General features: G+C 62.9%; 15 protein-coding genes. 7 read left to right on the top strand and 8 right to left on the bottom strand.

What is annotated here, in order from left to right; translation table 11 throughout:
- Nucleotides 1–116: 116 nt before the first annotated feature.
- A protein-coding gene (locus tag LMH93_RS26360) for an IS3 family transposase (RefSeq protein ID WP_230064747.1) occupies nucleotides 117–1,471 on the bottom strand; the annotation gives its coding sequence in 2 pieces (ribosomal slippage) (nucleotides 117–995 and nucleotides 998–1,471; 1,353 coding nt in all).
- A 262-nt stretch (nucleotides 1,472–1,733) separates the two neighbouring features.
- On the opposite strand from LMH93_RS26360, the gene ycaC (LMH93_RS26355) reads away from it, so the two are divergent.
- The 4 genes from ycaC (LMH93_RS26355) (at nucleotide 1,734) to LMH93_RS26340 (ending at nucleotide 5,830) form a co-directional block, all read left to right on the top strand.
- Complete coding sequence (ycaC, locus tag LMH93_RS26355; RefSeq protein WP_003253552.1) at nucleotides 1,734–2,363, top strand: isochorismate family cysteine hydrolase YcaC; 630 nt, start codon at nucleotides 1,734–1,736, stop codon at nucleotides 2,361–2,363.
- Nucleotides 2,364–2,480: 117 nt separating this feature from the next.
- Complete coding sequence (locus LMH93_RS26350) at nucleotides 2,481–2,789, top strand: hypothetical protein (RefSeq protein WP_108191097.1); 309 nt, start codon at nucleotides 2,481–2,483, stop codon at nucleotides 2,787–2,789.
- Nucleotides 2,790–2,829: 40 nt separating this feature from the next.
- Entirely contained in the window at nucleotides 2,830–3,648 is an 819-nt protein-coding gene (locus LMH93_RS26345) for an alpha/beta fold hydrolase (RefSeq protein ID WP_003253555.1), read from the top strand.
- Nucleotides 3,649–3,847: 199 nt separating this feature from the next.
- Nucleotides 3,848–5,830 carry an amidohydrolase gene (locus LMH93_RS26340; RefSeq protein ID WP_230064746.1) on the top strand — a complete coding sequence of 661 codons (1,983 nt, stop codon included), beginning with the start codon at nucleotides 3,848–3,850 and terminating at the stop codon, nucleotides 5,828–5,830.
- Nucleotides 5,831–6,043: 213 nt separating this feature from the next.
- Here LMH93_RS26340 and LMH93_RS26335 read toward each other — a convergent pair whose 3' ends face one another.
- The 3 genes from LMH93_RS26335 to LMH93_RS26325 all read right to left on the bottom strand — a co-directional run bounded on the left by LMH93_RS26335 (nucleotide 6,044) and on the right by LMH93_RS26325 (nucleotide 10,025).
- Complete coding sequence (locus tag LMH93_RS26335; RefSeq protein ID WP_014860495.1) at nucleotides 6,044–7,642, bottom strand: MFS transporter; 1,599 nt, start codon at nucleotides 7,640–7,642, stop codon at nucleotides 6,044–6,046.
- 1 nt (nucleotide 7,643) lies between these two features.
- Complete coding sequence (locus LMH93_RS26330) at nucleotides 7,644–8,906, bottom strand: OprD family porin (RefSeq protein WP_230064745.1); 1,263 nt, start codon at nucleotides 8,904–8,906, stop codon at nucleotides 7,644–7,646.
- Between the two features lie 207 nt (nucleotides 8,907–9,113).
- Nucleotides 9,114–10,025: a LysR substrate-binding domain-containing protein gene (locus LMH93_RS26325; RefSeq protein WP_010955764.1), complete on the bottom strand. Its 912-nt coding sequence runs from the start codon at nucleotides 10,023–10,025 to the stop codon at nucleotides 9,114–9,116.
- A 228-nt stretch (nucleotides 10,026–10,253) separates the two neighbouring features.
- On the opposite strand from LMH93_RS26325, the gene ycaC (LMH93_RS26320) reads away from it, so the two are divergent.
- A complete protein-coding gene (gene ycaC, locus LMH93_RS26320) occupies nucleotides 10,254–10,883 on the top strand; it encodes an isochorismate family cysteine hydrolase YcaC (protein ID WP_230064744.1) in 630 nt (209 codons plus the stop codon).
- 176 nt (nucleotides 10,884–11,059) lie between these two features.
- Here ycaC (LMH93_RS26320) and LMH93_RS26315 read toward each other — a convergent pair whose 3' ends face one another.
- The 3 genes from LMH93_RS26315 to LMH93_RS26305 all read right to left on the bottom strand — a co-directional run bounded on the left by LMH93_RS26315 (nucleotide 11,060) and on the right by LMH93_RS26305 (nucleotide 15,019).
- Nucleotides 11,060–11,353, bottom strand: coding sequence for a hypothetical protein (locus LMH93_RS26315; protein WP_012054079.1), 294 nt, complete (start codon nucleotides 11,351–11,353; stop codon nucleotides 11,060–11,062).
- A 689-nt stretch (nucleotides 11,354–12,042) separates the two neighbouring features.
- Nucleotides 12,043–13,830, bottom strand: a complete 1,788-nt coding sequence (locus tag LMH93_RS26310; RefSeq protein WP_003253568.1) for a monovalent cation:proton antiporter-2 (CPA2) family protein — start codon at nucleotides 13,828–13,830, stop codon at nucleotides 12,043–12,045.
- Between the two features lie 199 nt (nucleotides 13,831–14,029).
- Nucleotides 14,030–15,019, bottom strand: coding sequence for a GlxA family transcriptional regulator (locus LMH93_RS26305; RefSeq protein WP_230065387.1), 990 nt, complete (start codon nucleotides 15,017–15,019; stop codon nucleotides 14,030–14,032).
- Between the two features lie 180 nt (nucleotides 15,020–15,199).
- Between LMH93_RS26305 and LMH93_RS26300 the strand changes: the two genes are divergently transcribed.
- Nucleotides 15,200–15,562, top strand: coding sequence for a helix-turn-helix domain-containing protein (locus tag LMH93_RS26300; RefSeq protein ID WP_033726508.1), 363 nt, complete (start codon nucleotides 15,200–15,202; stop codon nucleotides 15,560–15,562).
- 73 nt (nucleotides 15,563–15,635) lie between these two features.
- Nucleotides 15,636–16,262 (top strand): isochorismate family cysteine hydrolase YcaC, encoded by a 627-nt coding sequence (ycaC, locus tag LMH93_RS26295; RefSeq protein ID WP_003253573.1) that lies wholly within the window; start codon nucleotides 15,636–15,638, stop codon nucleotides 16,260–16,262.
- Between the two features lie 96 nt (nucleotides 16,263–16,358).
- Here the strand turns inward: ycaC (LMH93_RS26295) and LMH93_RS26290 are convergent, their stop codons facing one another.
- The gene (locus tag LMH93_RS26290) at nucleotides 16,359–21,407 is read right to left on the bottom strand and encodes a trifunctional serine/threonine-protein kinase/ATP-binding protein/sensor histidine kinase (RefSeq protein ID WP_230064743.1); all 5,049 of its coding nucleotides are present in this window, start codon (nucleotides 21,405–21,407) and stop codon (nucleotides 16,359–16,361) included.
- Nucleotides 21,408–21,597: the final 190 nt, after the last annotated feature.

Below are 21,597 nucleotides of genomic sequence, written 5' to 3'. Positions count from 1 at the left end.
GGGCTGTGGGTAGTAATAGAGCAGGTTTGCCGGGCAGGCAATGCAAGCCTGTGCTGGCCCCTTCGCGGGTTTGCCCGCTCCCACAGGTTGGACTGCCCCCCAAAAGTTGGACAGTTTTAAGCTGCAGCCTGAGCCCTGTACTCCACAGGGCTCAGGCCATTGAGCCTCAGCTTGATGCGATCATGGTTGTAGTAGTGAATGTACTCATCCAGACCCGCTCTCAGCTCATCAATGCTCTCGAAACGCTTCAGGTAGAAAAACTCAGATTTGAGCGTGCCGAAGAAGCTTTCCATGGCCGCGTTGTCCAGGCAATTGCCTTTTCGAGACATGCTCTGCTTTACCCCACATTCGCTTAGCTTACGGCGGTATTGCGTCTGCTGGTAATGCCATCCCTGATCCGAATGCAGCACGAGCTTCGGTTTCTCTCCCAGGCAATCGAGCGCTTTGCCAAGCATGTTCCCAACCAGGCTATAGCACGGGCGGCTGGCCATTTCGTAGGCCACGATTTCGCCGTTGTACAAATCCATCACGGGCGACAGATAGAGCTTCTGCTGAGCTACTTTGAACTCGGTTACGTCAGTCACCCACTTCTGGTTTGGGCGTTGAGCGATAAAATTTCGCTCCAGTACATTCGCTGCCACTTTGCCGACGGTACCTCGATAGGAGCGATATTTCTTGGGGCGCACTACTGATTTCAATCCCTGCTCAGCCATCAGCCGTTCAATGACCTTCTTGTTCACCCGCTTTTCCTTCCTGATTACGAGTGCGATACGGCGATAACCATAAAGCCGTTTCTGCTCGTGATAGACGCGATGCACCAATGCCTTGAGCTCAGCATGCCGGTCTGGCTTCTGCTGAGCTTTGAGCTGGTAGTAGAAGGTGCTGCGCGCCAGCTCGACCAACTGAAGGAGGTCAGGCAAAGGAAACCTGCGCTTGAGTTTGGAAACGATCAGGGCTTTTTCCCGCGTGTTCGTTCCTTTTCCTCGCGCAGAGCCTTGAGCTCCTTTAGGACAGCATTCTCCATGCGCAGGTACTCAAGTTCAGCCATCAGCTGATCTCGAGACTTCTGATCATCATTGGTATCGGTGGGTTTGGCAGGCTTGATCTTCTTCGACACGTCGATTGGCTTTCTTGGCTTGATGGCAGTAGAGGGTGCAGGACTGCCACTGTAGTACTGCCGCTGCCAAATGCCTATCTGAGAGGACTGCCCAAGACCAAAGTGGGCAGCGGTCTGGCGCAGCGAAAGCCGATGCTCGTGCATATAGCTAAGCACCTGCTGTTTGAAATCACTGGTATAGCGCCGCCCATGCGAGCCTGTACCAATGCCATTATTGGCCTGATAACTGGCCACCCAGCGTCGAAGCAGGCTGAAATCGATACCTAAGTGTTGAGCCACCTTTCGGAAACCGTTGTTGCCATCAAGGTAGGCTGTGATCGCTGTGAGCTTGAATTGCTCGGTGTACTTACCCATAGATCCCCCAAGGGTTGGATTGGTGTCCAACTTCTTGGGGGCAGTCCAGGTAAAGCGCTGGTTTTGAACCTTGTGCGATCCCTGTGGGAGCGGGCGAGCCCGCGAAAAGGCCAGCAAAACCAACGCCAATCTATCGTTCCCAAAACAGAACGCTAAAGCCAAAAACCGCTATCTACCGCTCCAAAGGTGATGGTTTTAATCTTCTCCCATCAACGCGAAACACCCAACTTACTGAACATCAAAACCCTTAGGAGCTACCCCCATGACCCACTTCAAATACAACCGCCTGAACAAAGACGACGCCGCCGTACTGCTGGTCGATCACCAGGCTGGCCTGCTGTCCCTGGTCCGCGACATCGAGCCGGACGCGTTCAAGAACAACGTGCTGGCCCTGGCCGACCTGGCCAAGTTCTTCAACCTGCCGACCATTCTTACCACCAGCTTCGAGCAAGGCCCCAACGGCCCATTGGTGCCAGAGCTGAAAGCCCTGTTCCCGGACGCCCCGTACATTGCCCGCCCTGGCCAGATCAACGCCTGGGACAACGAAGACTTCGTCAAGGCCGTGAAGGCCACTGGCAAGAAGCAACTGATCATCGCCGGCGTTGTGACTGAAGTGTGCGTAGCTTTCCCGGCCCTGTCTGCCTTGGAAGAAGAGTTCGACGTGTTCGTGGTCACTGATGCTTCCGGCACCTTCAACGCCATGACCCGCGACGCCGCCCACGACCGCATGAGCCAGGCGGGTGCGCAATTGATGACCTGGTTCGGCGTGGCCTGCGAGCTGCACCGTGACTGGCGCAACGACATCGAAGGTCTGGCCGCGCTGTGCTCCAACCACATCCCGGACTACCGCAACCTGATGACCAGCTACAACGCCTTCAACGCCAACAAGTAAGCGCAAACGCCGCGGGCGCCGCCAATCGGTGCCCGCCCAGGGCAGCACACCTATCCAATCCAGCGCCCGTCCGCCGTTGCACAGTGGATGCGGGCAAGCTCATCCCAAGGAACGCCGATGAACACCGCACTCCATGACAACCGCGAAGTGGTGACCGTATGCCTGCAACACAAGGTGCTTGATAGCTCGCCGGGCACCCCGGCAGCGCAACCGCCGCGCTGGAAACAGGCGCTGTTGACCTACCTGGTGATCTGCCCGATGACCATGGTCGTCCCGCAACTGCTGGCGCCGCTGTTTGCACGCTTCCCGCAGTTGGGCGGCGTGATCACCGGCAACCTGATCGTCAACCTGTTCGTCATCCTGCCCGTGGTGTTCTACATCATGCCTTGGGTAACCCGCCGCTGCGCCAACTGGCTGCGCGGCTGAGCCGACGCCTTCACCTCGAAACGTTCAAGGAGATACCGCTATGAGCACGTTCGTTACCCGCGATGGCACTTCGATCTATTTCAAGGACTGGGGCAGCGGCAAGCCCGTGCTGTTCAGCCACGGCTGGCCGCTGGATGCCGACATGTGGGATTCGCAGATGGAGTTCCTGGCCAGCCGCGGTTACCGCGCCATCGCCTTCGACCGCCGGGGTTTCGGCCGCTCGAGCCAGCCGTGGAACGGTTACGACTACGACACCTTCGCCGATGACATTGCCCAGCTGATCGAGCACCTCGACCTGCGCGACGTCACCCTGGTGGGCTTCTCGATGGGGGGCGGTGATGTCAGCCGCTACATCGCCCGCCACGGCAGCGAGCGGGTGGCCGGGCTGGTGTTGCTGGGCGCGGTGACGCCAGTATTCGGCAAGCGTGAGGACAACCCTGACGGTGTCGACCTGTCGGTGTTCGAGGGCATCCAGGCCGGCCTGCGTGCCGACCGCGCGCAGTTCATCGCCGATTTCGCCACGCCGTTCTACGGCCTGAACCATGGGCAGCAGGTGTCCCAGGGTGTGCAGACGCAGACCCTGAACATTGCGCTGATGGCGTCAATCAAAGGCACCCTGGACTGTGTGACGGCCTTCTCGGAGACCGATTTCCGTCCCGACATGGCCAAGGTCGATGTGCCGACGTTGGTGATCCATGGCGATGACGACCAGATCGTGCCGTTCGAGACCACCGGCAAGCAGGCGGCGGAGCTGATTCGCGGTGCCGAGCTGAAGGTGTATGCCGGGGCCCCGCACGGTTTTGCAGTGACCCATGCGCAGCAGCTGAATGAGGACTTGCTGGCGTTCCTTCAGCGGTAATGGTGGGAAACATTCGCGGGTAAACCCGCTCCTACAGACGTTGTAGGAGCGGGTTTACCCGCGAAGAGGCCGGCCCAGGCAGCAAAAAGCTTGACCAGGACTAACCTTCTTCAACCCACCGCACATCCATTCAAGCCCAGGCCTTGCATCAACCGGCATGCTTCGCAGTCCCCCTGCCGGCCCCTAGTCGGAGAAGCCCATGTCCCAGGATCGCAACGACAAGACCCGTCGCCAGTTCCTCGCCACCAGCACTGTGCTCGGTGCCGCTGGCGCGCTCTGGTCCGCATTGCCCTTCACCGGCCAAGCCGGTTCCGCTCACGCATCCACGCAAGGAGGTTCCATGACCGCCGACCTGATTCTGTTCAACGGCAAACTGCACACCGTTGACCGCGAAAAGCCCACCGCGACCGCCGTCGCCATCAAGGACGGCCGCTTCATCGCCGTGGGCAGCGACGCCGAGGCCATGGCCCACAAGGGCGCCGCCACGCAAATCGTCGACCTCAAGCAGCGCACGGTGATCCCGGGCCTCAATGACTCGCACCTGCACCTGATCCGCGGTGGCCTGAACTACAACCTCGAACTGCGCTGGGAAGGGGTGCCGTCGGTGGCCGATGCCCTGCGCATGCTCAAGGACCAGGCCGCGCGCACGCCAACCCCGCAGTGGGTGCGGGTAGTCGGTGGCTGGAACGAATTCCAGTTCGCCGAAAAACGCATGCCCACCCTGGAAGAAATCAACCAGGCTGCGCCCGACACCCCGGTGTTCCTGTTGCACCTGTATGACCGCGCGCTGCTCAACCGCGCTGCGCTCAAGGCCGTCGGCTACGACAAGAGCACCCCGAACCCGCCAGGTGGCGAAATCCAGCGTGACAAGTTCGGCAACCCGACCGGCATGCTGATCGCCCGCCCCAACGCAATGATCCTCTACGCCACCCTGGCCAAGGGGCCGAAGCTGCCGCTGGAGTACCAGGTCAACTCCACCCGCCAGTTCATGCGCGAACTCAACCGCCTGGGCCTGACCAGCGCCATTGATGCCGGCGGTGGCTACCAGAATTTCCCCGATGACTACTCGGTGATCCAGGAGCTGGCCGACAACAACCAGCTGACCGTACGCATCGCCTACAACCTGTTCACCCAGAAGCCCAAGGAAGAACTGGACGACTTCAAGAAGTGGACCTCCAGCGTCAAGCTGCACAGCGGTACCGACTTCTTGCGCCACAATGGCGCGGGCGAAATGCTGGTGTTCTCTGCCGCCGACTTCGAGGACTTCCTCGAGCCGCGCCCGGACCTGCCGCAGACCATGGAAGAAGAACTGGAGCCGGTGGTGCGCCACCTGGTCGAGCAGCGCTGGCCATTCCGCCTGCACGCCACCTACAACGAATCGATCACGCGCATGCTCGACGTGTTCGAGAAGGTCAACCGCGACATTCCATTCAACGGCCTGCCCTGGTTCTTCGACCACGCCGAAACCATCACCCCGCAGAACATCGAGCGCGTGCGTGCGCTGGGCGGTGGTATTGCCATCCAGGACCGCATGGCCTTCCAGGGTGAGTACTTCGTCGACCGCTACGGCGCCAAGGCCGCCGAGCAGACCCCGCCGATCAAACGCATGCTCGAGATGGGCGTGCCGGTGGGCGCGGGTACCGATGCCACTCGGGTGTCTAGCTACAACCCATGGACCTCATTGTACTGGCTGGTCAGCGGCAAGACGGTCGGTGGCATGGAGCTGTACCCGGAAGGCCTGAGCCGTGACACCGCGCTGCAACTGTTCACCCAGGGCAGCGCCTGGTTCTCCAGCGAGCAAGGCAAGAAGGGCCAGATCAAGGTGGGCCAGCTGGCTGACCTGGCAGCATTGTCGCTGGACTTCTTCAGTGTCGATGAAGAGGCGATCAAGGGCATCGAGTCGGTGCTGACCATCGTTGATGGCAAGGTGGTGTACGGTGCTGGCGAGTTCGACAAGCTTGGCCCGCCGCAGGTGCCGGTGCTGCCAGAGTGGTCGCCGGTGACCAAGGTACCTGGGCACTGGCGTGTCGGTACGCCATCGTTGGCAGCCGCGGTGCACCAGTGTTCGGGGCCGTGCGGAGTGCATGCACACAGCCATGACAAGGCGCGCAAATCGAGTGTTCCGGTCAATGACTTCCAGGGATTCTGGGGGGCGCTGGGCTGTTCGTGCTTCGCTTTCTAAGCTGAGCTGATTTGAAGAACGGGGGCCAATATCTGGCCCCTTTCTTGTGTCTTCAGTGCCGGCCCTTTCGCGGGTAAACCCGCTCCTACAGGGCCTTTGCTGCCTTTTCGCAGGTAACCCGCACCTACGGGGCCTTTGTGGTCCTTTCGCGGGTAAACCCGCGCATACGGGGGCTGCGCGGTCCTTGTAGCGAAAGGGCCGCAAAGGCCAGCATCAATGGTGAGCCTTATGCTCCCCGCCAGCCAACAAGTGCCGAATCCGCACTTCAACCCCATCGGTCTGCAGCATCCTGACCCGCGCCTCGATCTTCAGTTCACCACGGGTCACCCGGTGGTGATGCCGCAGATGCTCCAGCCACGATTCCTCGAAGAAGAACTCCAGCCACAACGCCGGATCAGCACTGTCCCGCATCAACCCCCACGACAATGCGCCATTGCGCTTGCGCATCGCTTCCAGCTCCCGCGCCGCCTGCTGGAAGGCCTCGGCCTTGGTGGGGGCGATGTGGTACTCGACGGTGACCATCACCGGTCCGACTTCCGTGTCCATGTCATCGCTGAGCACCGGCACCGGCCAATGCAGCGACGGCGTCAGCTCCTCTGCCTCGGTTTCCGGCAGCGTCACCTTGCAGGTCAGCAAGGTACCCAGCGCCAGGCCGCCTGCGGCCAGCAGCAGGCTGAAGGTGATCGTTGCATGGCTGGCCAGCGTGCCCCACAGCAGGCCGCCACAGGCCATGGCGCCGAAGAAGATCAGAATGTATACCGACAAAGCCCGCGCCCGTACCCAGGCTGGCACCGAAGTCTGCGCAGCCACTTGCAGGTTGGACAGCACCGCGATCCACGCCGCGCCGCTGAGCAGCATTGCGGGCAGCAGCGCATAGAAGTTGCGCACCAACGCCAGGGCCAGCAGGAACAGGGCATACAGCAGGCTGGCCAGTAACACCAGGCGGTCACGGCTGATGCGCTCACGCAGGCGCGGCAGCAAGGTGGCACCCGCCACTGCGCCAATACCGATGGCCGCCAGCAGCAGGCCGAAGTCCGCTGCGGTGCCGCGCATCTCGCCACGCACGATCAGCGGCAGCAGCGAAGTGCCGGCGCTGGCGCAGAAAAAGAACGCCAACGCGCGTAGCATCACGGCCTGCAAAGGCTTGGCGCTGCGGGCAAAGCGCAGCCCAGTGCGCATGGCGCCAACGAAGCGTTCGGCCGGCAGCAGTGGTTCCTTCACCTCGCGCTTCCACAGGAACAACACCAGGATCACACCCGCGAACGAGATGGCATTCAGGGCAAAGGTCAGCCACGGGCCGACCATGCTCACCACCACCCCCGCCAGTGCCGGGCCGATGGCCCGTGACACGTTGATGCCGACACTGGAGAGCGCCACCGCGTTGGCCAGGTCCTCCTTGCCCACCAGTTCCGGTGTCAGTGCGCTCCACGCCGGCATCATCAGCGCTGTACCAATACCCAGTGCCAGGGTCAGCACCAGCAGCAAGGTGACGTTCATCATCCCGAGCAACGTCAGGGCCGCCAGCACAACCGCTACGCAAGACATCCACAGTTGCACCAGCAACAGGTAGCGGCGTTTGTCGACGATGTCCGCCGCTGCGCCCGCCGGCAGGGCCAGGAAGAACATCGGCAACGAGCCGGCTACCTGGATCAACGCCACGTGCAGCGGGCTGGCCGACAGCGTGGTCATCAGCCAGCCGGCGCCCACCTCGTGCATCCAGGTGCCGATGTTGGAGGCGATGGTGGCGATCCACAGCATGCGGAAGGTGGTGTTACGCAACGGGCTCCAGGCACCTGAAGGGGATGTACTCATGTCAGAAGCTGCCTTTGAGTGGGTATTCGATGATCAGGTAGATGCGGTCGATATCATTGCCCGCCTGGGCCTGGTTGGCGCGGTGGCTGACGTGGGAGAACGACAGGCTCAGGTCCTTGGCAGCCCCCGACTGCACCACGTATTTCAGGTCGATGTCGCGTTCCCAGTGCTTGCCGCCGTCGCCGTACTGGTTCACATAGGCGCCGCTCGCCGGCGCATGGCTGCCGTCGATGCCGCGGCCGCTGACATAGCGGCCCATCAGGCTCAGGCCAGGTGCGCCGAGGGTGGCGAAGTTCAGGTCATAGCGCAGTTGCCACGAGTGCTCGCCAGGGCCGTTGAAGTCGGCGTACTTGATCGCGTTGGCCAGGTAGATGGCGTCGCCGCCGACGAAGTCGAACGGGGTGTCGCCCTCGACCTTCTGGTAGGCCAGGCTCAGCGCCTGGGCGCCGAAGCTGTACCTGGCCAGCAGGCTGTAGGCGAGGGTGTCGATCGCCCCGGCGCTGGCGTTGCCGGTGTCGCGGGTTTTGTACAGGTTGCCGTCCAGGCGCCAGTTGCCCTCGGCCACGTTCAGGTTGAGGTAGGCCTGGCGCCAGGTGTTTTCCAGCTGCCCGGCATACACTGCGGCGCCGAACGGCCCGTTGGGTGCGAAGGTGGCACCGGCCAGGCTGATGGCCCGGTTGTGGGTGGTCGCGCCGTAGCCGCTGAAGTCGTCGTGGGTGGAGCTGTTGTCCTGGTTGTTGAAGGCAGTGAAACGCCCGGCCTGCAGGCGCCAGTCGGGCTGGTCGGTGTTTTCCACCCACCAGCCGGTGGCGTATTCCGGGTGCAGGCGTTTGTCACCGGTGTCGAACACCGGGGTTTCCACCATCATCTCGCCATAGCGCAGTTGGGTGTTGCCTAACTGCATTTTGAGCGCGGCACCGGCGCTGGAGTACTCGGACTCGGCGCGGCCATCGCTGTCGCGTGGCAGCAGGCCGGTGCCGCTATGGCCGCGGCCGCCGTCGAGCTTGAGGCCAAGAAAGCCATGGGCATCGATGCCGACGCCGACAGTGCCTTCGGTGAAGCCGGAACGGACCTCGCCGATGAAGCCTTGGGCCCATTCCTGGCGGTAGTTCTGGCCGCTGCCGGAGGGCGAGCGGAAGTCACTGTGCAGGAAATAGTTGCGGCTGAGCAGCGACCAGCCGGGCGCCTCGGCGTGGCTCAGCGCCGGCCAGAGGGCGAGGGTGGCGAGCAGGGCGCGGCCTGGTCCGTGAGTGGCGCGGATCATGAGGGGCTCCGGGGGATGATCCGGGAGTGTGGAAGAAGCGTAGACCCAAGGTCTTGTAAGGGTGTGCTGGGTGGGGATTTGCATTACCTGTACCGGCCCTTTCGCGGCTAAGGCCGCTCCTACAGGGCCACCACCGGCCCCGAGCCTTGTGCAATACCTGTGGGCGCGGGCAGGCCCGCGAAGAGGCCGGCTCAGCCAGCCAGGCACTCAAGCCATGTCGCTGATGGCGAACTCCTCAGCCAGATGATCGATCAGCGCTCGCACCGAAGGCAGCAACCCACGTCGCGATGGGAAGATCGCATGCACGATGCCGCAACGCGGGTGCCAGTCCGGGATCAGCTCAACCAGGCGTCCTGCCGCCAGGTCCTCACGCACCGCCACCCGCGGCAAGTGTGCAATCCCCACTCCGGCTACCACGAAGTGGCGCAAGGCAAACAGGTCATCAGTCACCATGCGTGGTGTATGCGGGATGACGATGCTGCGGCTGTTGTCCTCACCCTGGAACAGTTCCCACTGATACTCGCGCTGGGCACTGCCCCAATGCACGCTGGGTAGCGTGCCCAGCAGCTGCGGATCAAAACCTTTGGGCAGTTGCGCCAGGTATTGAGGTTGACCGACCAGGCACTGGGTGCTGTTGCTCAGCACCTTCATCACCATGTCAGTGTTCTCCAGCGGCGGAAAGCGCACCCGCAGGGCGATGTCGAAGCCCTCGTGCAACAGGTCGACACGGCGGTTGGTACTTTCGATGAACAGCTCCACCTGCGGGTACTTGAGCATGTAGCGGGTCAGCATCGGCCCGACCCAGGAGTTGAGCAGGGTGGTCGGGCAACTGATGCGCACCAGGCCGCGCGGTTCGCTGCGGTTGCGCTCGATGATTTCCGCCGCGCCCTCGGCCTCCACGCGCATGGCCAGGCAGCGGTTGTAATAGGCCTGGCCGATTTCGGTCAGCGAGCAGTGGCGGCTGGTGCGGTTCAACAGCCGCACACCCAGGCGGTCTTCAAGGTCGGCGATTCGCCGGCTGAGCTTCGACTTGGGCATGTCCAGCGCCCGCCCGGCCGGGGCGAAGCCGCCATGTTCGACGACCTGGGTGAAGTAGTAGAGGGAGTTGAGGTCTTCCAAGGATCGGTCTCCGGGTATTTGGTTGCCTGTGCCGGCCTCTTCGCTTGTAGGAGCGGCTTTAGCCGCGAAGAGGCCGGCACAGCCCCTACAAATCCATCGTTCATAAATCAGAACGCTAAAGCCAGATTCTGCTAACTACCGCCGCAAAGGTGATGATTTTAATCTGTGCCCATCAACGCGAAACACCCCGGATTGCTGAAAAATTCATAACCCTTGGGAGCACAGACCATGAGCAAATTCACCTACAACCGCCTGAACAAAGACGACGCTGCCGTACTGCTGGTTGACCACCAGGCTGGCCTGCTGTCGCTGGTGCGCGATATCGAGCCGGACAAGTTCAAGAACAACGTGCTGGCGCTGGCTGACCTGGCCAAGTTCTTCAACCTGCCGACCATCCTCACCACCAGCTTCGAGCAAGGCCCCAACGGCCCGCTGGTGCCGGAACTGAAAGCCCTGTTCCCAGATGCCCCGTACATTGCCCGCCCTGGCCAGATCAACGCCTGGGACAACGAGGACTTCGTCAAGGCGGTGAAGGCGACCGGCAAGAAGCAGCTGATCATTGCAGGTGTTGTGACTGAGGTTTGCGTGGCGTTCCCGGCGCTGTCGGCCTTGGAGGAAGCATTTGAGGTGTTTGTGGTGACCGATGCTTCCGGCACCTTCAATGAGATGACCCGTGATGCCGCGCATGACCGCATGAGCCAGGCGGGTGCCCAACTGATGACCTGGTTCGGCGTGGCCTGCGAGCTGCACCGCGACTGGCGCAACGATGTCGAAGGGCTGGCTGCACTTTGCTCCAACCACATTCCGGATTATCGCAACCTGATGACCAGCTATAACGCGCTGACTGCGGGTAAGTAATCAACCATCAGCAACGCGCACAAAGGCCGGCTCTCTCTATAGGGAGCCGGTTTTTTTTGTTTGCTGTACCGGCCTCTTCGCGGGCAAGCCCGCTCCCACAGGGATCGCGCAAGATTCAACGCCAGTGCAGTACCTGTGGGAGCGGGCATGCCCGCGAAAGGGCCGGTGCAGGCGACTCAGTTCATGGGCTGTGACTCAATCCCATCCAGCAATGCCTCAACCAACCCTTCTGCCATTTCGAGTGCGTTCAGGTTGCTCCAGAACAGGCTCTTGCCTGTGTCATCCAGATGCTCCAAGGCTTTGTAGCCACAGTCGTAGGCACCGCGCAGGTATTGGGCGACATGCACCAGGGCATCGTGGGCGGAAACGCCGGGGTTTACGGTGAACAATGGGGGATGGCCGGCATCGCAGCGGCTGAAAGAGCGTTGTGTGGTGTTGGGGAGGGGTGGATCGGGGACGATTCTTTTCATGGCAATTCCTTCTCCAGGATTGAACTGCAACCACCCGTTTCCACGCAGAAGGCGGCAGTTGTGCGCGTGGTGGAAAACCGGGGAGAAGGCAAGCCGGTAGGCCAAACGGCCTCACGCGCACAACTGCCATAACGACAGCCCTTCATCACATCCGGGTTTCCACACCCGATCGCTGAACCGACAGCGACCTGGTTAGCCTAGAGAGCTGGCTTTCCCCGGACAATCAGACGGGCGTCGACACGGTGTGTAGGATAATTCCTTGGGATTGGCGTGAACGTAGGAAATGGTTCGCGGGGAAGTAGGACCCAGCTGATAATTAGGCGATTTTGTGATGGTTTTTGTGTGTTCGCGTCATGGCGGCGAGGTGATCGTCAGGACATTGCAGGATGGCTTCCAGGTGCCTGGCGATAGTTTTTGGGCGCCCATGAGATCGAGCGCCGCCCGCGCGGCGCTTCGCGGGTAAACCCGCTCCTACGTTTGTTTCTGGCCAGTCCCTCCTGTGCCAGGCGCGCGCGACCGCCTTGTTTGTACGACGCGATATCGAGGCGTGCGCCTGGGGGCTCGCGTGCGCATCCCACAGGAATAACTGGCCCGAAACAAATGTAGGCGCGGGTTTACCCGCGAAGCGCCGCGCGGGCGGCGCTCGATCTCACACGCACTACAACCCTCAAGGCATGCGCCAAAAGGCCTCAATCCGCATCCGAATCAAACAACCTTTCCAACTCCACCCGCGCCTCCTTGGCCGTCTGCATCACCTTGGCCCGGTCATCACGCACTTGCCCCTGGGCCTCCAGCACCTCTTCGTCATGCTGGGTGAACCGCGCAATGCGGTCCGCCGCCTGTTCATCGCTCAGGCCCAACCCCACCAGTGCCCGGCGAGTCATTTCCAGGCTGGAATAAAACGTCTCGCGAATCGGCTCGGCGCCCACATCCGCCAGTTTGTGCACATGCTGGCGGTTGCGCGCCCGGGCCAGCACCTTCAGGTGAGGGTACAGACGCTTCACCCGTGCGGCGGTATGAATGGCGGCTTCAGGGTCATCAATGGTGATGATGAAGTACTCCGCTTCACCCACCTTGGCGGCATGCAACACCTCCGGGCGCAGCGGGTCGCCGTAGAACACCGGCACCTGTTCGAACATACGGGTCATCTCGATGGTGTCCACCGAGGTTTCCAAGGCAACGAACGGGATCTTCTGTGCCCGCAGGATGCGCGCGACGATCTGGCCCATGCGGCCCATGCCGACGATCACCACCCGCGGCGTATCCGTCTGGATCTGCTTGTATTGCTCGGGCACTTCACGCGCCGGTTGCGGGCGTTTGAGGGCGCGGGCGCAACCCAGCATCAGCAGCGGGGTGATGGCCATCGACAGGGTAATGGTCATCAGCAGCAGGTCGTAGGTCTGGGTGTCGAACAGGCCCTGGTCCTTGCCCAGCTTGAACACCACGAAGGCGAACTCGCCACCGGCCGCCAGCACCATGCCCAGGCGCAGGGCGCTGGCGCTGTTCAGGCCGCCGACCCAGCGGCCGACGCCTATCAGCAACAGCAGCTTCACGGCCACCAGCAACAGGGTCAGGCCCAGCACCACCAGTGGCATTTCCAGCAGCAGGCGCAGGTTGGCGCCCATGCCCACGCTGATGAAGAACAGCCCCAGCAGCAGGCCCTTGAAGGGTTCGATCTGCGATTCCAGCTCGTGACGGTATTCCGAGTCGGCCAGCAGCAGGCCGGCGAGGAAAGCGCCAAGGGCCATGGAGATACCCGCTTCTTCCATCAGCCAGGCGGTGCCGATCACCACCAGCAGTGCGGTGGCAGTAGACACTTCCGGCAGGCCGGTGCGAGCCACGGTGCGGAACACCGGGCGCAACAGGTAGCGACCGCCGATGATCACCACGGCGATGCTGGCGAATACCTTCAGGCCGTGTTGCAGGCTGTCGCCTTGGCTGGTGTCCGGGCCACTGGCGGCCAGCAGCGGTACCAAGGCGATCAGCGGGATCGCGGCGATGTCCTGGAACAACAGGATGGCGAACGCCAGACGGCCGTGCGGTGCATTGAGCTGCTTGCTCTCGGCCAGGCTCTGCAGGCCAAGGGCAGTGGACGAAAGCGCCAGGCCCAGGCCGAGCACGATGGCTGCTGGCAGCGTCTGGCTGAAACCGAACAGGGCGATGGCGCCGATGACTGCACCGGTCAGCACCACCTGGGCAGTGCCGACACCAAACACCGACTTGCGCATCAGCCACAAGCGTTTGGGCGACAGTTCCAGGCCGATGATGAACAGCAGCAAGACCACGCCCAGTTCGGAAATGTGCGCCACGCTTTCTGTGTCGCGGATCAGGCCAAGTGCTTGCGGGCCGATGACCACACCGGCGAGCAGGTAGCCGAGCACGGCACCCAGTTGCAGGCGCTTGGCCAGGGGGACGGCGAGGACGGCGGCAAGCAGGAAGATCACCGCGGTTTGTAGAAGGCTGCCTTCGTGTGGCATTGGCTCGTACTCCATGAGCTGCCGGGGCAGCGTTCGAACAGTTTGACGGACAATTCTGAGGGGTGGGGTGGGGTCAGACAATCATCTGAAGGGAAGAAACATTGTCCTGTTCAGGGTGACAATCGATGACGGCGCCTACCCAGGCTTCAAGGCCTGTGCTGTCTCTGTGGGAGCGGGCGCGCCCGCGAGGAAGGCAGCGCTAATCCGACTGGTCACCGCCACCAAACTGTGCCCGATACTGCGCCGGCGTCATGCCAATTCGCTCAAAGAATACCTTGCGCATGTGTCGGTCACTGCCGAACCCGCACTGCGCCGCCACCACCTTCATCGGCAGGTCACCGCATTCGAGCAGCTTGCGTGCGCGATCGATGCGCGCATTCTGCAGGTACTGCAGCGGCGTAATGCCCACCTCACGCTGAAACGTCCGGGCAAAGTTGCGCCCGCTCATGGCCACCAGTTCGGCCATTTTCTGCACGGTGAACGTCTGCTCGATGTGGTCGACGATATAGGCCTGTACCCGGGCAATCGGCGAGTCATCGCGTGGTACCGCAGCCAGCAACGGCCCGTAGGGTGTCTGCCCGCCCTGACGGTGGCGGGCAACCAGCAGTACCTTGGCCACTTCCAGGGCCAGCGCCTTGCCATGGTCCTCGGCGACCACCGCCAATGCCAGGTCGATCCCAGCAGTGATACCGCCCGAGGTGATCAGGCAGCGGTCCATCACGTAGATCTGCTCGGTCTCCACCTTGGCCTCGGGGAACGCCTGTGCCAGGCGCTCCACGTAGTTCCAGTGGGTGGTACAGCGATAGCCATTCAGTAACCCGGCCCGCCCCAGCAGGAACACCCCAGTGCAGATGGCGCCGAAGCGCTTCGCCTGGCGTGCGGCCTTGGGCAGCCAGCGCTCGATCCCTGGCAGGGCGGTGTCATAGGCCCCTGGGCCGCCCGGCACCAGCAACAGGTCGACGGCCTCCGGCAAGTCTTCCAGGCGCTGGTCTGCCACCACCTTCAGGCCGCATGAGCCGCGCACCACTGCTTGCCCCCCCTCGGCCAAGGTCAGCAGCCGATATTGCCGTGCTGCAGGCAAGAACCGGTTGGCGATGGCGAATGCATCCATGGGGCCGGTGACATCCAGCAGTAGCACATCGTTGAACAGCACCATGGCCACGGTGCGGTGGGCGGGTTTTTCCTGCATGCCTCTGTCGCCTTGAATGCCGGCCGCAGGTAGCGGCCAGAAGCTGAATACGAAACGCATCTTAAGATATCGGCAAAACGCCCAGGGCCAGCAGCGCACAATTAACAACAATTCAGGTTTGGCTCAGGACTTCGTCATGTGCCGGGGGCGAGACTTTCTGCATTGAACAGGAGAGTCGCCATGTACCCTGGGACGCCCGAAGCGCCGCTGCAACCCCCCGGCGCACTCACGCCCGCGCGGCTGCGCCGGGCCAAGGAGCTAATGTTGCACAGCCCGTTGTCGATCATTGAGATCGCTGCGGTATGCAACCTCACACGCAGCCACTTTTCCCGCGCCTTCAAAGTCAACACCGGCCTTTCGCCGCAGGCCTGGCGCCTGCTGGCGCGCATGGAAAAGGCCAAGCGCTTGCTCGCCACCGAGGCGCCTATCACTCATGTGAGCCTGGAATGCGGTTTTTGCGACCAGGCCCATTTCACCCGCGCTTTCAGCCGCCTGGTCGGCCAGCCACCCAAGGCCTGGCGGCAGGCGCAGGTACTTTCTTAAGCCGAAGCTATCCACCGGTATAACCCCCTGCGGACAGTGCCGGCCCGTTATCCCAACCCAAGGAGTCACCCCCATGAGCCAACCCGATTACAAGCGCCTGAACAAAGACGACGCCGTGGTGCTGCTGGTCGACCACCAGACCGGTCTGATCTCGCTGGTGCAGGATTTTTCGCCCAACGAATTCAAGAACAACGTGCTGGCCTTGGGCGACCTGGCCAAGTTCTTTGGCCTGCCGACCATCCTCACCACCAGCTTCGAGCAAGGCCCGAATGGCCCGCTGGTGCCTGAGCTGAAAGAGATGTTCCCGGATGCGCCGTACATTGCCCGTCCGGGCCAGATCAACGCCTGGGACAACGAAGACTTCGTCAAGGCAATCAAGGCCACGGGCCGCAAGCAACTGATCATCGCCGGTGTGGTGACCGATGTGTGCGTCGCCTTCCCGACCCTGTCGGCGCTGGCGGAAGGCTTTGAAGTGTTCGTGGTGACCGATGCCTCGGGCACCTTCAACGAAACCGTGCAGCAAGCGGCTTGGGTGCGCATGACCCAGGCGGGTGCGCAGATGATGAACTGGTTCTCGGTGGCCTGCGAACTGCACCGCGACTGGCGCAACGACATCGAAGGGCTGGGTAACCTGCTGTCGCAGCGTATTCCCAACTACCGCAACCTGATGAACAGCTACGCGGCGCTGGCCTCGCGCTGATGTAATCCTGTATTGACCTCTTCGCGGATAAACCCGCCCCTACAATGGCCGCGCCGACTGTAGGCGCGGGTTTACCCGCGAAGAGGCCGGCACAGGCTATGCGTGACGCACAGGCAGACTGAAACGAATCCGGCATCCACCCAACTGCGAAACCAGCGCCTGCAACTGCCCGCCGTGGGCCTGAGCCACCGAACTGCAGATTGCCAAGCCCATCCCCATGCCACCGGTCTTGGTGGAGTGAAAGGCATCGAATACACGCTCCCGCTCGTCCGCCGCGATACCCGGCCCGTTGTCGTCCACGCAGACCTCCACCCCATCCTCGACCACCGCCGACGCAATCTTCAGCACCCCGTCACTGCGATACCCCGACAACGCTTCCAGGGCATTGGTAATCAGGTTGAACACCAACTGCTGCAACTGCACCGGGTCGGCTGTCACGCACACCCCGGCCTTCAGCTGCGTCTGCACATCCACCTTGCCCTTGGCGGCGTCGGCCGAGGTCAGGCGCACCACCTCGCGGATCAATTCGTCCAGCTTCACCGCCTTGAGTTGCATCGGTGACTGCTTGGCCAGGGACCGCAGCGCTCGCACGATGTTGCCGGCCCGTTCGCTGTCGTTGCGGATGTCTTCCAGGCCGGCAATTGCTTCTTCCAGGTCGGGATTGGGGCGTTTCAACCAGCGCAGGCTGGCCGCGGCATTGGAGGCGATGCCCAGTAGCGGTTGGCTGATCTCGTGGGCGATGGACGCTGACAGCTCATTCATCGCCTGCAAGTGCGCACTGCGCGCCAGTTCCGCACGCGAGCGGCGCAACTCAGCCTCCATCTGTGCGCGGATCTGGTTTTCTTCGGCCAGGCGTGTGTAGAACTTGGCCGTTTGTAGCGACACCGCTGCCTGTGAGGCGAGGATTTCCAGCATGGCCAGGCGCTGACCGCCGAACAGGTGGGGCACAAGGCGGTTTTCCAGGTACACCAGGCCGATCAGCACGCCTTGGATCACCAGCGGCAGGCACAGTACCGAGCGGGCGTTGCGCGCCTGCAGCTGTTGGCGGAAGGCCTCCGGGCACTCACTGAGGGCATCGTTGAGAACCAGCGGTTTGCGGGTGCGCATGGTGGTGTTGATGACTGACAGCGGTGCCTGGGTCATGAACTTCTGGCAGTTGTCCATGCTCACGTGCAGCCCGGCATCGTCGATGTAGGCCAGGGCGGCCATCTGGAATTCGGCGCCGCTTACAATCAGCAGCGCGCCATGGTCGGCGCCGGAGTGCTGGGTCAGGTGGCCCATCAGGGTTTCGATCAGGCCTTCGAGCAGCACTTCCTCGGACAGCGCCCGCGCGGCTTCGATGCCGGCTTCGAGGTCCAGCCTGGCCTGGTGGGTGGCACGGTGGGTCTCCTGAATCGGCTGGGTGCGCAGAAACGGATGCAACGTCTCAAGCTGGTGCACCTTGCCGGTCGCGCCCCAGATATGGAAGCAGTCGCGGGCGATACGCAGGTGCAGGTTGGCGCCGGAGATCAGGCCGCTGGGGATGCACACCTCGGCCAGCTGTTCGTGGGCCAGTGCCTGCTCGTGGATGAAACCGGCAGCGGTGGCGGCGATTTGCGCCTGGTCGAAGCAGCGGATCGCGGCCAGGCCGTCGCCTTCGAGCTTGGCGATGACGCCCTCGATCAGCAACTGCTTGCTGCGGAAGGTGGCCGGGTTGAAGCCGGCCCAGCGGCTGAAGCGCTCGCGCAGGGCCTGCAACTGGCGCAGCTTGTCGGCAAGACTGCCCGGGGCCTCGGGGCTGCCCAGGGCCAGGCCGCGGAACAGATGATAGTCAGCCAGGTTGATGTGCGCCGGTGCCGCCCAGCTGTTGTCACCGGCCAATGCCAGGTCGCGCATGGCCTTCGGGATATTGCCCATGTAGAAGGCGCACATGGCGGCGAACAGGTGCTGGAAGAACCGCGTGGTGGGAGACCTCGAGGCGGTGGCCGGGGCGGGGCAGGGCGTGCCGCTCAGGTTGGCGACGAACGCTTGCTGGGCCAGCAGGATCTGCTCGATATCGCCGTAGCCGTGGCGACGCACAGTGGCCAGGCCTTGCGCCACTTCCTCGACCACGTCCGGCAGGTAGCGGCCCATGAACAGCGAATCTGAAACCAGGTGGTTGCAGGCATAGCAGCTCATCGCCAGGTCACCGCTCAGGCGCGCCGAGTCGACCGCGTCCTGCGCGGTACGTCGGGCGAATTCCATGGGCGAGGTCCAGGCGCTGACCTGGTCCAGGGCCAGCAACGCGCTGGTCAAATCAGCGTCGAAACCGTGCCGCTCGATCAGCTTGAGCGCGGCCAGGCAACAGGCATGGCCATCATGGTAAGCGCCAAAACGCTCGGCAATCATCACGCCGTACCAGGCCATGCCGTAGGTGCTGCCAGGGGCAACGCCGTGCAGTAGCGACATCTCCATGAGCTTGGCCAGGTGCAGGAAGCAGATGTCGTCCTTCACGAAGAAGGATGATGACAGAGTGGCCAGCAGGCTGATGGCAACCGTCACTTCCTCCGAATCGGTGCGCGGCAGTGACTCCAGGCAATGCCGGTCCTTCTGTTCAATCAACGCCTGCACATGGGCATGACTGGCCTCGACCTCTTGCCAGTCGACGCCCCGCACCGGGCTTATGCCCAGCAAGTTCAGGCCGTCCAGGGCGCTGTCGATAGCCGCCTGATAGTCACCGTGCAAGGTGTACAGCAGTGCCTGCAGCCGGCACGCCCGCGCCTGGTCCAACACCGAGCGGGCACGCTGGCGGCATTCAGTGAGGCGGGCCTGCGCTGCGATCGTTCGCGACAGTTGCATGTCGCACTCCGTCGCCATGCAGGCGACGGCAAAGCCATGCGTGGCGCGGCTTTCCAGCGTGGCGCTGTGGTGCAGCAACTGCTCGGCGGTGTGCAGGTAGCCAGCGGCCTGTTCGAAGGCGCCGGTGTCGCGTGCGCGGGATGCGGCTTCGCGTAAAAGCTGCAGGAACGCTTCGCAGTCATCCGCTGCAAACCCGCATGGGCTGGCGCGTTGCAGCTGGCTGGCGAGCTCGAACAACACCTCGTGCGTTCGCCCTGGCCAAGCCTGGCGCATGGCCAGGGCGATGCGTGCATGCAGCGAGGCGCGCTCGTGCACGGGCGTGAGTGCATAAGCGGCCTCCATCACCCGGTCATGAGTGCAGCCTAAGCCGTTCTGGCCCGGTTGCAGGAAGCCGGCGCCAATCAAGGCTTTCAAGGGTTCGCCTGGCGGTTGGGCGAGCACTTGCCGAAGCAGGTGTTCATCGCAGTGGCTGCCCGCCGCGCTGACGACCCGCAACAGGTCGCGTTGCGGTGCCGGCAGGCGCTCCAGGCGGTGGACCATCAGGTCGGCGACATTGTCGGAGTAGCAGTGCCGGGCCACGGCCTGCAGGCACCATGACCAGCGCATGGCCTGGGTGTCGAAGATGAACAGCTGGTCTTCGACCATGGCCCTGAGAATCTGGTTGATGAAAAACGGGTTGCCCGCCGTCTTGCCGTGCACCCGCTCGGCCAGTTGAAATGCGGCCTCGGGGGCAACATGGAAGCGCTCGCCAATCAGCTCGGCCACCGCTCCAACGGCCAGCGGCCGCAGGTTCAGCGTGGTGCTTCGCACTGTTGCGGGTATGGCCAACGGTGCGCTGGTGGTGGGCGTATCGTTGCACTGGGTGACAATCAGCAGCAGGTTAGCCGGCACGTTAGCCAGCAGTTGGGCCAGCAGTTGCCGGGTGGCGTCGTCGGCCCATTGCAGGTCGTCGAAGAACAGCACCAGCGGTTGGCCAGGCCGGCTGAAAACCTGCAGGAATTCAATGATCGCGTGCAGTTCCTTCTGCAACGCAAGGCGCGTGGGCTTGGCGGGTAATTGGGGCAAGGGGCCGAGAATCAGTTGCAGGTCCGGGGCCAGCTTGCCAAGCAGACGGCCATGACTTTTGATGCGGCGCTGGATTTCGCGACGCAGGGTGACGAGGTCCTGACTGTTCTTGGCCAGCAACTGGGTAGTCAGGGCACCGAGTACTTCGATCCAGGGCGTGTAGGGCACTGCTTGGGCGTGGCTGTTGCACGTGCCGACGGCCCAGTAACCTTCGGCGTTGGCCTTGAGAGCTGCTTTGACCAGGCTCGACTTGCCCATGCCAGCAGCGCCGTAGATGACCAGGGCTTGTGGTTTGCTGTCGCGATGCAAGGCCTTGAGCAGCAGGGCGATAGCCTTTTGCTCGGCGCTGCGGCCATACAGGCGTGCGTGGTCGGGCGCTACCGGGTCGGCGCAGCCTGGGGTGAAGGGTGCCATGGTTTTGTGGGCGGCCCACTGCCGTTGGCAGTGAGCCAAGTCCACTGCAAAGGCGCGCGCGCTCTGGTAGCGGGCGTCCGGCTCTTTGGCCAAGGCCTTTGCCAGGACCAGGCTGAGGGGGGGCGGCACCTTGCTGTCCACTTCGCCGGCCGCCCGCGGCTGCACACCAGCATGCAGCTGTCGCCAGTGCTGGGTGTCGCGCCCGGCCAGCGGCAGTTCGCCTACCAGTAACTGGTAGAGGATTGCCCCCAGGGCATAGATATCACTGCGTCGGTCGCTGCTGCTTCCGTGCGGGCAAACCTGCTCCGGCGCCAGGTAGGCCCAGTTGCCGAGCGGGGTGCCCTGTTCGCTGATCCGTTCTGCTGGGTCGGCGCGAAAGAAGCCCAGGCGCACCCGCTGGTGGGCACGCAGGCACACATGCTCGGGCTGCAGTGTACCGTGCAGCACATTGCGTTCGTGCGCTTGCGCCAACGCATGGGCAGCGTTCACCGCAATGTCGAGAAACGGCTCCAGCGCCGCAGGGCCTTCAGCAATCAGGTCGGCGACTGAGCGTCCGGCCGGGTACACCAGTAACGGGCCTTCGGCCGAGCGCACGAACGCCGAGGGGATCACCGCCCACTGCGGGTCCAGTTGCAGGCGGTAGTCACGCTCCAGGCGCTGACAGGCGGAAGGTGCCTCGAGCGGCGCGCGCACGGCGATCCAGGCTTGATGTGAAGCGGGGTCGCGCAGGCGGAAATAGCTGAGCTCACCTTCCTGGCCCAGCGCGCTGATCTCGCACCGGTTCAGCCAGCCCTCGTCGATTGACTGGTCGTAATCGATGGGCCTGTGGGCAAGGCGTTCATCGAGCATAAAGCACCCCCGCTAGCGACATCCTGAGGCGCGAGTATACGCAGCGGGCCCAGCGTGGATGCGGGTTACAGCCTGCTTGGCAGGAACGGGCACGCTGTTGTCCGTTATCGTCCCCTGAGGGCTGGCGGGCTTTTGTATAGTCCTTTGGCCAACCTATCCCTCGGGATAATTGTCTGAACGCGTACGCTGG

The sequence above is a fragment of the Pseudomonas sp. CIP-10 genome (assembly GCF_020911845.1).
Lineage (GTDB): Bacteria > Pseudomonadota > Gammaproteobacteria > Pseudomonadales > Pseudomonadaceae > Aquipseudomonas > Aquipseudomonas alloputida.
This window is presented reverse-complemented; position numbering and strand designations above follow the sequence as displayed.